The sequence below is a fragment of the Pseudoalteromonas spongiae UST010723-006 genome, assembly GCF_000238255.3.
GTDB classification, from domain to species: Bacteria; Pseudomonadota; Gammaproteobacteria; order Enterobacterales; family Alteromonadaceae; genus Pseudoalteromonas; species Pseudoalteromonas spongiae.
In genome coordinates this window covers 1,532,646-1,545,354 of the sequence record NZ_CP011039.1, presented here as the reverse complement: position 1 = coordinate 1,545,354, position 12,709 = coordinate 1,532,646, and the positions used below count along the sequence as shown (strand labels likewise).

General features: G+C 38.4%; 13 protein-coding genes. 7 read left to right on the top strand and 6 right to left on the bottom strand.

What is annotated here, in order from left to right:
* Positions 1-7: 7 nt before the first annotated feature.
* A complete protein-coding gene (locus tag PSPO_RS07285; protein WP_010560091.1) occupies positions 8-397 on the top strand; it encodes a hypothetical protein in 390 nt (129 codons plus the stop codon).
* 24 nt (positions 398-421) lie between these two features.
* Here PSPO_RS07285 and PSPO_RS07280 read toward each other — a convergent pair whose 3' ends face one another.
* Positions 422-1,258, bottom strand: a complete 837-nt coding sequence (locus PSPO_RS07280; protein WP_010560092.1) for a CvfB family protein — start codon at positions 1,256-1,258, stop codon at positions 422-424.
* The gene (locus tag PSPO_RS07275) at positions 1,258-2,592 is read right to left on the bottom strand and encodes a DEAD/DEAH box helicase (RefSeq protein WP_010560093.1); all 1,335 of its coding nucleotides are present in this window, start codon (positions 2,590-2,592) and stop codon (positions 1,258-1,260) included. The genes PSPO_RS07280 and PSPO_RS07275 overlap by 1 nt, the downstream gene beginning before the upstream one ends.
* A gap of 207 nt (positions 2,593-2,799) precedes the next feature.
* Between PSPO_RS07275 and trhO the strand changes: the two genes are divergently transcribed.
* From trhO to PSPO_RS07245, 6 genes are all read left to right on the top strand, one after another.
* Positions 2,800-3,786 carry an oxygen-dependent tRNA uridine(34) hydroxylase TrhO gene (gene trhO, locus PSPO_RS07270; RefSeq protein ID WP_010560094.1) on the top strand — a complete coding sequence of 329 codons (987 nt, stop codon included), beginning with the start codon at positions 2,800-2,802 and terminating at the stop codon, positions 3,784-3,786.
* A 327-nt stretch (positions 3,787-4,113) separates the two neighbouring features.
* Positions 4,114-4,605, top strand: a complete 492-nt coding sequence (locus PSPO_RS07265; protein ID WP_010560095.1) for a hypothetical protein — start codon at positions 4,114-4,116, stop codon at positions 4,603-4,605.
* Positions 4,606-4,801: 196 nt separating this feature from the next.
* Positions 4,802-5,707: an AAA family ATPase gene (locus PSPO_RS07260; protein ID WP_010560096.1), complete on the top strand. Its 906-nt coding sequence runs from the start codon at positions 4,802-4,804 to the stop codon at positions 5,705-5,707.
* A gap of 27 nt (positions 5,708-5,734) precedes the next feature.
* Positions 5,735-6,685: a DUF58 domain-containing protein gene (locus PSPO_RS07255; protein WP_158523439.1), complete on the top strand. Its 951-nt coding sequence runs from the start codon at positions 5,735-5,737 to the stop codon at positions 6,683-6,685.
* A complete protein-coding gene (locus tag PSPO_RS07250) occupies positions 6,678-8,624 on the top strand; it encodes a transglutaminase TgpA family protein (RefSeq protein WP_010560098.1) in 1,947 nt (648 codons plus the stop codon). Before PSPO_RS07255 ends, PSPO_RS07250 begins: the two co-directional genes overlap by 8 nt.
* Entirely contained in the window at positions 8,621-9,940 is a 1,320-nt protein-coding gene (locus tag PSPO_RS07245) for a Na+/H+ antiporter family protein (protein ID WP_010560099.1), read from the top strand. The genes PSPO_RS07250 and PSPO_RS07245 overlap by 4 nt, the downstream gene beginning before the upstream one ends.
* A gap of 20 nt (positions 9,941-9,960) precedes the next feature.
* Here the strand turns inward: PSPO_RS07245 and PSPO_RS07240 are convergent, their stop codons facing one another.
* The 4 genes from PSPO_RS07240 to PSPO_RS07225 form a co-directional block, all read right to left on the bottom strand.
* Positions 9,961-10,392 (bottom strand): Mpo1 family 2-hydroxy fatty acid dioxygenase, encoded by a 432-nt coding sequence (locus tag PSPO_RS07240; protein ID WP_010560100.1) that lies wholly within the window; start codon positions 10,390-10,392, stop codon positions 9,961-9,963.
* Between the two features lie 86 nt (positions 10,393-10,478).
* Entirely contained in the window at positions 10,479-10,901 is a 423-nt protein-coding gene (locus PSPO_RS07235; protein ID WP_010560101.1) for an acyl-CoA thioesterase, read from the bottom strand.
* A gap of 2 nt (positions 10,902-10,903) precedes the next feature.
* Complete coding sequence (locus tag PSPO_RS07230) at positions 10,904-11,719, bottom strand: M23 family metallopeptidase (protein WP_010560102.1); 816 nt, start codon at positions 11,717-11,719, stop codon at positions 10,904-10,906.
* Positions 11,712-12,566 carry a 6-carboxytetrahydropterin synthase gene (locus PSPO_RS07225; RefSeq protein ID WP_010560103.1) on the bottom strand — a complete coding sequence of 285 codons (855 nt, stop codon included), beginning with the start codon at positions 12,564-12,566 and terminating at the stop codon, positions 11,712-11,714. Before PSPO_RS07225 ends, PSPO_RS07230 begins: the two co-directional genes overlap by 8 nt.
* Between the last annotated feature and the right edge of the window lie 143 nt (positions 12,567-12,709).

Sequence of the window (12,709 nt, the reverse complement as noted above, 5' to 3'; positions counted from 1 at the left end):
GTACTTCATGCGTTTTATTTTTGCAATTGCTGCTATTGTTGCAGCCTATCTAGGTTATCAACATTACGATAACGAAACACGCCAAAATGCGTTTATAGATATATTAGATACCATTAATCACCAGCCCATTAATCAATTTGAATTAAAGCTTTCATTAAATACGCAAGTTGAGGCTCGTTGCCAAGCGATTGGTAAAAACGAAACTAATTTAGCAAAAATGGAAGAGTGCTTGAATTTAATTGAAACATATAAAGACGAATGCGAACTGCAAATTTTCCGTTTAGCGCCTATCGAGTTTGAAGACGGTAATGAGGCATTAGATTACGGCAAACGTTATCAGAAATGTGTTTACAGTAATCAATTTGCTGATCTCGTAGATTCAACAAACCATTTATAGAAAAAGGCACGCAATGTGCCTTTTTTATTTAACTAACGTAATCTTAGTCGCGGCAAGATCAATCTTACCTTCCTTAAACAAATGCCCAATAGCACGCTTAAAGTTTGCTTTACTGCAACCAAATGCTTTTTTGATGGCGATTGGATCTGACTTATCACCTAAATGAATAACACCGTTTTCCTGTGTTAACTTATCGTAAATTACATCAGATAGTTCATTTGAACCTGCAATACCAGGCTTACTTAAACGAATATCTAATTTGCCATCTTCACGTAATTTAGCAACATAGGCTTGCAGCTTTTGACCAATAAACAGAGGTTTAAAAACTTGGTCAGTAAACACCATGCCCCAGTATTCATTATTTACAATCACTTTAAAACCTAGATCTGTGCGACCAGCAACAATAATGGATACTTCTTGAGACTTTTTAAAGCCTGTTGCTTCTTGTTTAACAAATTTGTTTAGGTTTGATGAACCACATAAACGCTGTGATGCTTTGTCCAAATAAAGATGTACTAAGTATGAACGTGATAACTCAAATTTTGGGCGTTGCTCGTTGTAAGGCACCAATAACTCTTTACCAATGCCCATATCAACGAACGCACCAATGGCATTAATTGATGTGACTTGGAGTAGGGCAAAGTCACCTAATTGTGCAATTGGGGTTTTGGTTGTTGCGGTTAAGTTTCCTTGCTCCTCAAATACAAATACCTCAATCACTTGTTTTACTGCTAAGCCATTGGGCATCTCTTCTTTTTTAAGAAAAACTTCACCATTACCGCTGTCATCTGTTAAATACGCACCTTCATACGCAATTTCGTTAACAACTAAACTATTCATTTTACCACGTTGAATTGTCATTATTCTTCATCCTTTTTTGGGCGACGCTTTAACGGTGCAACACCATCAACATCAAACGGTGCCGGAATAGCCTTCGCAATTTTGGCTTTATTTGGCTTTTTGAATGGTTTTTTATGTTTGCTTGTTTTTTGATTGACGGATTTTGCTTTAACATTCTGTTTTGGTTGATGTGTTTTTTCTTTAAACCCTTTAAATTTACCTACTAAGCCATCAATTTCTGAAAAGCCAATACGCTTAGATAAGTAACTTTCAATTGCTTTAAAACTCTGCCAATCTTTTGCACTTACTAAAGACAATGCGTTGCCTTTAAAGCCAGCGCGTCCGGTGCGACCGATACGATGCACATATTCTTCAGCTTGCTTGGGTAAATCGAAATTAATAACTTGTGATACATTGAGTAAATCTAGACCACGAGATGCAACGTCCGTCGTCACTAAGATTTGTGCTTGGCCACGAGAAAACGCATCCATAATAGAATTACGTTTGCTTTGATTCATATCGCCCGATAACGCGAGCGTTTTATAGCCTTCTTGCTCTAAGATTTCGGATAACTTTATCGTGTCATCACGGGTTGCGGTGAACACGATTTGTTGGCCGGATTCAGCGCTTTTTGTTGTGGCGATTAATAGCGCAATCTTATGATCTAAGTGATCCGCTAAGAAAAACTTTTGCGTAATGTCGTTGTGTTCTTGTGTACTGGCATCAATGGTTACGCGTTTTGGGTTCTTAAGTAAATTACGTGAAAGCGCATCTACTTCGGCATGCTCTAATGTAGCCGAGAAAAATAAAGTTTGGCGTAAACGGTGATTTGCCGCAGTGTTTATTTTTTCGATTTGTTCTTTAAAACCAAGCTCTAATACACGGTCCGCTTCGTCAAGAATCAATAATTCAAGACCTTCTAAGTAGAAATTACGGTCATCAAGGTGGTCAACTAGTCGACCTGGTGTTGCAACAACAAATTGTGGGTCTTTAGAAAGCGCTTTAACTTGGTCGTTATAATTATCACCGCCAACAATTTTTGTCGCTTTTAATCCTGTGCCTGCAATAATCAAGGTTAACTGTTTATACACTTGATTCGCCAATTCACGTGTCGGCGTAATGATTAACGCACGCGGATCACGTTTACTTAACGCTTTTTGCTTACTTAAGCGTGTAATTGCAGGTAATAGAAATGCAAATGTTTTGCCCGAACCTGTTTTTGATTGGGCAAGTAAATCATGTCCAGCAATGGCAACAGGAACTGCTTGTTGCTGGATATCCGTCGGCGTAGTAATACCAATGTGTGAAAGTTGACTTGCAATTCGCTTATCAACGCCTAAATCTTCAAAGGACAAATGTGTCTCTCCACTCAATGTGTTTGTGGCATAAAATAAAGCGAGCATTTTACATGAAAGACAAAAACATAGCTAATTAGCGATGGTTTTGTGTGCAAAATATAGACAGTAGAATTGAACAGTACAAAGTTTCTGATACAATAGCGACCCATTTTGGCGCCGGAATTACGCTCCGGTTAGTATTTAAAGCTAAACATTAGGAAAATTATGTCTCAACAATACGTCGTGTGTGCCCTTTATAAATTTGTTTCTTTACCTAACTATAAAGAAATTCGTCAACCTTTACTTAATACTATGGAACAACATAATGTGCGCGGTACATTATTGTTAGCTGAAGAGGGTATTAACGGAACGGTTGCCGCAAAGCGTGAGGGTATCGATGCATTATTAGCGTGGTTAGATAAGCAACCAGGACTTGATAATATTGTATCGAAAGAATCGTTTGATGACGAATGTCCGTTTTACCGCACCAAGGTAAAACTTAAGAAAGAAATCGTTACTATGGGTGTACAAGGCATTGACCCTAAAGAAGTTGTTGGTACTTACGTAAAACCAAAAGACTGGAATGCACTTATTTCAGACCCTGATGTTGTGCTAGTTGATACACGTAATGATTACGAAATCGAAATTGGTACTTTTGAAAATGCCGTTGATCCAAAAACCAAAACATTCCGCGAGTTTCCCCAATGGGCTAAGAAAAACCTCGACCCAAGCAAAAATAAAAAAGTAGCAATGTTCTGTACCGGTGGCATTCGCTGTGAAAAATCAACAGCTTATATGAAAGAGCAGGGCTTTGAAGAAGTTTATCACCTTGAAGGCGGTATTCTTAAGTACTTAGAAGAAGTTCCAAAAGAAGACACTATGTGGAAAGGCGAGTGTTTTGTATTTGATAATCGCGTTGCGGTAGACCACGACTTAAATAAAGGCTCATACGATCAGTGTCATGCGTGTCGTATGCCTATTACCGAAGAAGAAAAGCAACTTGAAGCTTATCAAGAAGGCTTATCATGTCATCATTGTATCGATACAGTAAGTGACGAGCAACGTGAGCGTTTTGCAGAGCGTCAAAAACAAATTGAGCTGGCAAAAGCACGAGGAGAAGGCCACATAGGTAAGGAAGCACAAGAAGCTATCATCAAACGTAAAGCTGAAAAAGCCGCGCGTAAAAAGGCACAATCTGAAAAAGCTTCATAGCAATATTAAAACGTTGTTTTACATTAAAATCCGATGGCGTGTAGTCATCGGATTTTTTTATTCTTTCAATAAACACAACTCAGTAATAAGCGCAAAAAAGCACGTGTGATAAAGCGTTAAAAAATAGGGTGGTTTTAAGTAAAATTTATTTTCTTTCCTTAAAGCACCTTCCTGTAAACATGTGAATACTGGTGACAAGTAAACTATGGGATTATAAAATTCTTATCTATTGATGAGCATTCGGTAAAAACATGGCCTGATATTTGTAAATTAACATACGTATTTAACTGTTCGCACAGCGAACAACATAAAGGTTAAGGGATTATTATGTTGTTATTTAGCACATCATCAACCAATGCAGAACACCTGATTAAGCAACCAAACCACAACAACAACGTTAATGAAAATAAAACTGGCAAGGAAATGCCGCTAGCTGATGAAAATTCGGCAACATTTAGCCACGCATTGACAAAAGAAATGCCAAGTCAGACTGCATCTGAAACATCACAAAAGTATCAAAATAAAAGCATGTTTGAATCAGAGCGCAACGCGAGTTTTTTAGAAAAAATTCAAGAAGCGATTTTAATGCAACGACTCGGCGTCGATCTTGAAAAAGTGAAACAGCTGAAAGAAAAAATAGCCGAACTTGAAAGCATGCTTGAAACGGGTGACATTAGCCAAGAAAATTTCCAAAAACAAGTTTTAGCATTAGAAGAAATGATCGCTGAAGAATATCAAAAAGGCCAAGAACGACGTCAAGAAAAGGAATTAAAACAAGCCAATGAGACCCAAAATACCAACGACGAATTGAAAATCTAGCAAAGATAAATTTATTACGATGTTAAGATGATTGAAAGTAATAAATTCAAGTTAACTAGGGGAAGTTATTCAATAAAGTGATTCCTATAACATATATTATGTTAAATAATGTATTTGATACTGTTTTCCTATTTGTTGCGTCCACTTCTTTGTTATATGCTGTTGTGAATTATTAGTTTATTTAAACATTAGCATAATGAACAAAACACTCGACCAGATAATACAACAACTAAATTCGGTCATCTTAGGTAAACAACAACAAATTAAACTCTCAATATGTTGTTTGCTCGCTAAGGGTCACTTATTAATTGAAGACTTACCAGGTATGGGTAAAACTTCTTTGGCGCATGCGCTATCCAATGTTCTTGGTCTCAATTATCAACGCGTGCAGTTTACTAGCGATCTGTTACCGTCGGATATTACCGGCAGCACCATCTTTGATCCAAATAAGCAAACTTTTCATTTCCATGCAGGCCCACTATTTAATCAAGTTGTGTTGGCAGATGAAATAAACCGCGCAGGCCCTAAAACACAAAGTGCCTTGCTTGAAGCAATGGAAGAACAACAAGTGAGTATCGATGGTAAAAGTCACACACTTCCTTCTCCTTTTTTTGTGATAGCTACACAAAACCCAATGCATCAAGCTGGCACCTTTCCATTGCCAGAGTCTCAGTTAGACCGATTTTTGATGCGTATCGGTTTAGGTTATCCAGATAAAGCTTCAGAAAAATCTATTCTTCTTGGTGAAATAAATAACGCGGCAAAGAAAATTAATGCATTACTTTCACCAGAGCTTTTAGTCGAGATGCAGCAAATCGTTAGCGAGGTCGTACTTTCTTCAGTTGTTGCTGATTATATTTTAGATTTAGTAAATGAAACACGCGATAGCCCTGATTACCCAATGGCATTATCGCCACGAGCATCCATAGCGATAGCAAACGCAGCTAAGGCGTGGGCATTTATACACCAACGTGATTATGTTATCCCAGATGATGTACAAGCTATATTTCCATTTGTTGCGGAACATCGTCTTGGATTAACCAGTAATACCTCAAATAGTTTGTCATATGACTTATTAAATAAAGTTAAAATCAACCCTTAAGTTATGTCCGATACTAAAACAAGTCTTGTGCAGTCAATAAAATCGCACGTAAATGTTTGGTTTAACAATCAATTAAAAAAACGTAAGCACAGCGAAACGTCTATTACCCTTACTCATAAAAATATTTATATTTTACCGAGTAAATTTGGCATGGCGTATTTGATATCGAACGTTTTGGTCTATGTGTTAGGTATTAATTACCAAAACAACTTAGTAATTATGTTTAGTTACTTAATGTTTTCGTTTCTTTTAGTGAATTTTATCGTTGCGTTTATCAATCTGTATAATCTTAAAGTATCACTTTCTCACACAGTCGCGGGTTATCAGCACACCGGGTACTTTGCCTACTTTCAATTGGTCAATAAAGATGGCACCACGAGTTTAGAAGTTAGTGGTGAGCATATTCGCAGCCAGTTTATTGATAGTATTGAAGAGACTACGCAAAAATTAGAATTACAAATTAATATCGCTAATCGCGGTCTGCATAGTTTGCCACGGTTAAAGTTTTTTTCTCGCTATCCTTTTGGTCTTGTAACTACTTGGAGTTACTTTGTTCCCGATAAAAAAACGTATGTATACCCCACTCCACTGTCGTTTTCATTTCACCAAGTAAGCCAAGCTGAAATTGAATCAGACAGCCAATCTCAATCTAACCAAGCAACGGTTAGTGAGAACTATCAAGGAGTTAGGCCTTATATTGATGGCGACAAAGTGAATCGCATATCGTGGAAACATTATGCAAAAAACCAAGTACTTGCAACTAAAGACTTTTCTTCAGGCAGTACCAGTGAATACGAATTCAGCTTGCAAACAGTACCCGGCAACCTAGAGCAAAAACTGCAACATCTAAGCTATTTAGTAACCCATGCGGAAAATGAAAATTTACGATATAGCCTATTGTTACCACACGCTAAAGTAGATTTAGGTTCGGGTACACCGCATATGACCAAATGTTTGGAAGAATTAAGCAATGTATAATCATCAAAGCGTTAAAAGCTTATCTGCGCTGATCATCGCTATTGTTAGCGCCTTATTATTTAATGAACTTGCGGTATTATTTGTTGCTACCGTTGCACTTTTAATTATTTGGGTATTTGCAATTGCTTACACAAAAGCCAGTGCACCAACTGTTATCGTTGGTAATGTACTCGCTTTGGTATGCACGCTTACCTTATTCTTAACAATCGGCATCAGTGAGCTTGTAAATTTATTTATCGCCATGTTATTGCAAGCCAATTGTCTGAAACTATTGATTGCTGAAAAGCCACGTCAAATCAAATCAATTGTGTTAGTTAACTTTTTCATTTCAAGCTGTGTGTTTTTGTTTTATCACTCGCTGCCGGTTACACTTTTGGTTTTGTTTTTATTTTTGCTCAACATCACCGCGCTGTATTTACTTACCAACCGAAAAATCATAAAACAAAGCGGCGCACGTGCTTTTAAGCTATTACTGTTAAGTTTGCCAATAACCTGTGTACTTTTCCTGTTTTTACCAAAATTGCCAGCCTTTTGGCGAATGCCTAGTTTATCTACCGCGCAAGTTGGATTATCTGAATCGGTAAACCCTTTTAATATCTCTGATCTCACTAAGTCAGACAAACTCGCATTTCGCGCTGTTGTGCCTGACAATATTGCTGCTCCTTACTATTGGCGCACTATGATACATGAAGAGTTTGATGGTCGTTCATGGAATATCGTTGATTCAGCGGATTTAAAATTGCGCAACAGCGCGCTTAAAAAAGCCGGTCACGAGATTAAAATCTACCATGAACAAACATCATTAAACTGGCTACCCACTTTGTATGCAGGTTCGTCAAGCACCGGTAATATCTTCACTACAGTTGACGGTGGTTTATATCGAGTTAACCCTAACAACCAAAAATTTACGTATGACATAACCGAAATAGACTTTGCTGACGATTTAACGTCTAGCAAACGTCGGTTAAATCTCACATTACCACAAGATATCAATACTCAAGCCATTGCGTTAGCTGCTCAATTAAAAGCACAATCAACATCAACCGAGCAGTTTATTCAATTGCTATCACGCTATTACACTCAACAACAATTTAGCTATACGTTAAAGCCACCTATTTATACTGGTAACAATTCAATTGATGAGTTTATGTTTGGGGAAAAACAAGGTTTTTGTGGGCATTACGCAAGTAGCAGCGCCTTTATATTTCGAGCAGCGGGCATTCCTGCTCGGGTAGTATCGGGTTACTTAGGTGGTGAAGCTTCAAATAGCGCGAAATATTTATCAGTTTATCAATACGATGCACACGCTTGGACGGAAGTTTGGCTACCTTCAAAAGGTTGGGTTAAATTTGATGCGACTGCATTTGTCGAACCTGATCGTCTATACGGTTCTCTCTCTCAACTTGATAATACACGCGATGACTTCGAAGATAATATTGGCGTGGGCCTCACCGCGTTAAGTGATATTGCTGTTTTTAATGAACTAAGGCTTTATCTCGAACAATTGGATTATCAATGGACAGCATGGGTGCTGAGTTTTGATAACGAAGCACAAAATAAGTTATTAAAAGAGCTTATAAAGGAAACCAGTGCGCTCAAAATAGCAGTGATTGTGATGTCGTTAATTGGATTATTTTTGGTAAGCTTTTTAGTGATAAAACTATGGCAACTACGTACGCAAATTGACGACCCAGTTGCTGCTTACTTAATTGCATTAGAGCATTTTGCGAAAGGCAAAAATCTCGCCCGTGAAAATGGCGAAACTGTAGCACATTTTTTAACACGATTATGCGAACATTTCCCTAATAATAAAACCGATTTAATGAGCTTCTTAAGCCTTTATAGTCGCCACCGTTATGGTGAAAAAACGCTTACAAAGGCACAAACTAAGATGCTTAAACGTAATGTCAATAACATAAAATATAAGAGACAATTATGAACTCAGTCGTACTCGGCGTTAGTGTAATGCTGATTTTAAGTTTACTGCGTATTAATGTGATCGTAGCGATGACAATCGCCGCGATTACCACAGGATTAACCGCAGGTCTTGGCCTTGAACAAACACTGCAAGCATTTAATGATGGTTTGCAAGGTGGCGCAAAAACCGCTCTAAGTTATGCAATGCTTGGCGGGTTCGCAGTTGCTATTGCCAAATCAGGCTTAACCGATATCGTCGCAGACAAATTAATTAACCAGATAAAAGGTGAACAAACTCAATACTCACAACTTTTTATTAAAGCAAGCGTATTGAGCTTAATCTTACTTGTATCAATCAGTTCACAAAACTTAATTCCAGTGCATATTGCGTTTATTCCAATTTTGATACCGCCTTTGCTTATTATTTTTGATCATTTAAAACTCGATCGCCGCGCAATAGCATGCGTGTTGACCTTTGGTTTGGCAACCGCCTATATGGTGCTGCCTTACGGCTTTGGTGGAATATTTTTATATGACATTGTGCACACCAATCTTGGAAAAAATGCGCTAGAAATTGACGCTTCCAGTGTACCGTTTGCGATGATTATTCCAGCTATTGGCATGTTAATTGGTTTGATAATCGCGGTGTTTTTTACTTATCGCAACGAGCGAACTTATCAAGCGTTAAACCAAACTTCCGAAATTAAACTGCCTAAAAACAAAAGCAAAGTGATTGCTGTTGGCTTTATTGCAGTAGTGACTTCTCTTTACGCGCAAACCATTACCAACTCAATGATTCTAGGTGGCTTAATCGGCGTACTTATTTTTACTATTTTTGGTATTGTAAAATGGCAAGAGTCGTCTGATATTTTCAGTAAAGGTGCAGCAATGATGGCGATGATCGGGTTTATTATGATCTCAGGTCAAGGCTTTGCCTCTGTTATTCAACAAACCAATGAAGTATCAACGCTTGTGCAAAGTATCTCGAGTTCAATTGGTGATAGTAAAGCACTTGCCGCAGCACTTATTTTAATAATTGGCCTGTTGATCACTATGGGCATTGGCAGTTCGTTTTCCACGGTGCCAATCGTGGCGACGATTATTGTACCACTTGCCATAACACTTGGCTTTTCGCCAATGGCCACCGCTGCGTTAGTGGGCACGGCAGGTGCATTAGGTGATGCTGGCTCCCCTGCTTCTGATTCAACCCTAGGTCCGACATCTGGTCTCAATGCCGATAATCAACACGACCATATAAGAGATACCGTTATACCAACATTTATTCACTTTAACATTCCGTTGTTAATATTTGGCTGGATTGCTGCAATGGTATTATAAAAAAGGCCTTATTTGGCCTTTTACTTTTTGTCAAAACTAAAAATCGGATTAAATACCCAAGCAGGCCCTATGAGTAAAAAGCTCAAGTCATCAAAAAATGATGGCTTTTTACCTTCTACTTTATGCCCCACAAACTGAAATATCCAAGCGACAACAAATACCGCAATGGCAATTTCAATCACATAAATTGAAATACTGCTCGCAACGTAAATACACAGCCCAGTAAAAATCAACATTACAAAACCAAGTTTAATGCTCAGAATAAAATAAAAGAGTAATGCGGCCAGCGTGATAGCACCAAGAATAACGTGCCCCGTTAGCCCTGGTATTGCACTAATTAGCGCTACAACAGAGAAGTAAATAAGCGGCACTGCGACTTTGTGGATTTTAATGTTGGTGGGGTTTTGATGGCTTTCGCCATACAAAGAAAACCATTGTTCAATCGTTTTCATAATTACCTCAGTGTTATTAGATTTATTAGAATAATTACACTAACAACAATAATACACTGAGGTATAAAAAGCCAATTTGCTCGATGCTATTCGAAACCATTTATCATTTTGTCACATACAACCGGTGTTGGCTTATGCTCGGCATCGACAGCAACAAATGTAAAACTACCTGAAATAGCCTGATGCTTGTCATCTTTGTGCATAGTTTCAAGGTAAATAACTACCTCTACTTTCAAACTGGTATTACCTACGTGTACCACTTTAGCTACAAGCTCAGCAAAACTGCCTGCAGGGATCGCCTCTTTAAAATCAACGCGATCAGAAGAGATGGTTACTAAAGGCTTACGACAAAAACGTGTTGCAGCAATAAACGCCACTTCGTCCATCCATGCAAGTGCATCACCACCAAATAAGGTGTTGTGATGATTTGTACGACCTGGAAATACCGTTTTAGTTACAGAGGTAATTGAGTCTTTAATACGTTGTTCAATAATATCTTGATTTGTCATGATTACTTTTGTTTACTCGCAAGCTGAACTTGCATTAATAGTGCGGGATCTAGGCGAACTTGACCCCAGTTTAAGCGCCAATCTAAATGAGGCCCAGTAACGCGGCCAGTAGCGCCTATTTCAGCGATTTTATCGCCTAATTTGACTTCCTGACCTTCTTTAACGTGCAGTTTATGAAGGTGAATATAGGTTGTGGTTACGCCATAACCATGGTCAAGAATAAGCGTACCACCTGAGTAATATAAGTCGTTATTGGCAAATACAACTTTACCTGAAACGGGTGCATATACAGGTGTACCGGTTTTGTTAGCAATATCTAACCCAAAGTGTGGACGTTTAGGGGTACCATTGAAATAACGCTGACTACCATACACGCCAGAAATACGTCCTGTCGCAGGGCGATAAAGCGGCGACAAAAAATCTTCTCGATGAGAAAAGGTACTGCGTGCCTCTTTCACGGCTTTTGCTTCTTTTTTAGTGCGCGTAAGCACTGATTTTGGCGGAGAAACATATTTCTTTTCTACACCAGTAATTTTATCAATGTCGTAATCACGCTTGGTTATTACTATCGGTTGCGTTTGCCAGCTGCCATCAGCAGTTTGCCAAGAAAGCGTGTGTGTTAATGTTTCATCGCGGCCAAAACCAAAAACAAAATGGCCTCCGGGGGTAATCGCAAGCGGTTTATCGTTTAGCTTAACCTGCTTAGCGTTTTTTATATGACCTGTTACTAAGCCACCTTGGGTTAAATGCCCTTTTAGCTCTAATGCTTGTGCTGAACTTATAATTGAAAGACTTAATGCCAACAGTTTTTTAAGCATATGCAATAGCTCCTTTCCCAACACCTTCATAGGCGGCTACGCGATAAGAATTCTCTGGGTTATCATTTTTTAATGTTTGTACAACATGTTGTGCAATGCACTCAACGGTTGAATCAACCGGTAAAATATCGGTAACCGCTTCACTGATGCTTAGCTCAAAATACCCTTGCGATGCGTTGTAGGCAGAGTGAACACCATTTTCAATTGGTGCTACAAACTTAAGTTCGTTTGCGTTGATACGATCCTCTGCACTTACAAGGTAAATATCTTGCCACTTTTGACACCAAAGCTTGTTAAGCCTTGGGCTGCGCATGCCATTTTCTTCAATTTCAATGGTGCTGCGATGACCGTGAATAATACGCTGACAATTACCATCGTGTTTTTTCAAACCATGACTATAATGATAATAAAACCCGTTGGTGTGTTCTGGTCTTAAGTTCAGTATGATTTTACTTACGTTACTAGGTAGTTGTGGCAGTATTGTTTGTTCTAAAAAGCCTTTAACACTGGTTTCGTTGATTTTATCTGTATCAATCAAACAAAACGCTTGATGAGGCGAACTGACGGCAAGCTGATGCTCGCCAAAGCTAAAACTAACATTGGTTTGTTCACCGGCCTCAGAAATAACCGCATCGCCTTGTGTTGCAATCGCTAATTTATGGTCAATCACATCATCTATAATGCGTTTCACTTGTTTTTTAACCAGTGAAAAATCAAGCACCATTGATTCGTCGTTTAAATCGCCATGCATTTCAAGGTCGACGATCCAACTTTCACCCAATGGACCACGGTCTTTACAAAGGTAAGAAAAATCAATAACGGTTAGGTCTTTTACAAATAAAATCATAGATAAGCTGCGCTTTTTAACAATGCTGTAATTATAAAGGGATAACGTGGCTATTAGTAGCAAATTGTTGTAATTCAACTGTTCGGAGTTGTTTGGCGTACAAGTGTAAGCTAAAGTAGCCGGAAAAATTTAAGAAGAAAGAA

Coding starts and splice junctions, on each gene's coding strand:
- PSPO_RS07285 (WP_010560091.1), top strand. CDS start 8: ATGCGTTTTATTTTTGCAATTGCTGCTATTGTTGCAGCCTATCTAGGT.
- PSPO_RS07280 (WP_010560092.1), bottom strand. CDS start 1,258: ATGACAATTCAACGTGGTAAAATGAATAGTTTAGTTGTTAACGAAATT.
- trhO (WP_010560094.1), top strand. CDS start 2,800: ATGTCTCAACAATACGTCGTGTGTGCCCTTTATAAATTTGTTTCTTTA.
- PSPO_RS07265 (WP_010560095.1), top strand. CDS start 4,114: ATGTTGTTATTTAGCACATCATCAACCAATGCAGAACACCTGATTAAG.
- PSPO_RS07260 (WP_010560096.1), top strand. CDS start 4,802: ATGAACAAAACACTCGACCAGATAATACAACAACTAAATTCGGTCATC.
- PSPO_RS07250 (WP_010560098.1), top strand. CDS start 6,678: ATGTATAATCATCAAAGCGTTAAAAGCTTATCTGCGCTGATCATCGCT.
- PSPO_RS07245 (WP_010560099.1), top strand. CDS start 8,621: ATGAACTCAGTCGTACTCGGCGTTAGTGTAATGCTGATTTTAAGTTTA.
- PSPO_RS07240 (WP_010560100.1), bottom strand. CDS start 10,392: ATGAAAACGATTGAACAATGGTTTTCTTTGTATGGCGAAAGCCATCAA.
- PSPO_RS07235 (WP_010560101.1), bottom strand. CDS start 10,901: ATGACAAATCAAGATATTATTGAACAACGTATTAAAGACTCAATTACC.
- PSPO_RS07230 (WP_010560102.1), bottom strand. CDS start 11,719: ATGCTTAAAAAACTGTTGGCATTAAGTCTTTCAATTATAAGTTCAGCA.
- PSPO_RS07225 (WP_010560103.1), bottom strand. CDS start 12,566: ATGATTTTATTTGTAAAAGACCTAACCGTTATTGATTTTTCTTACCTT.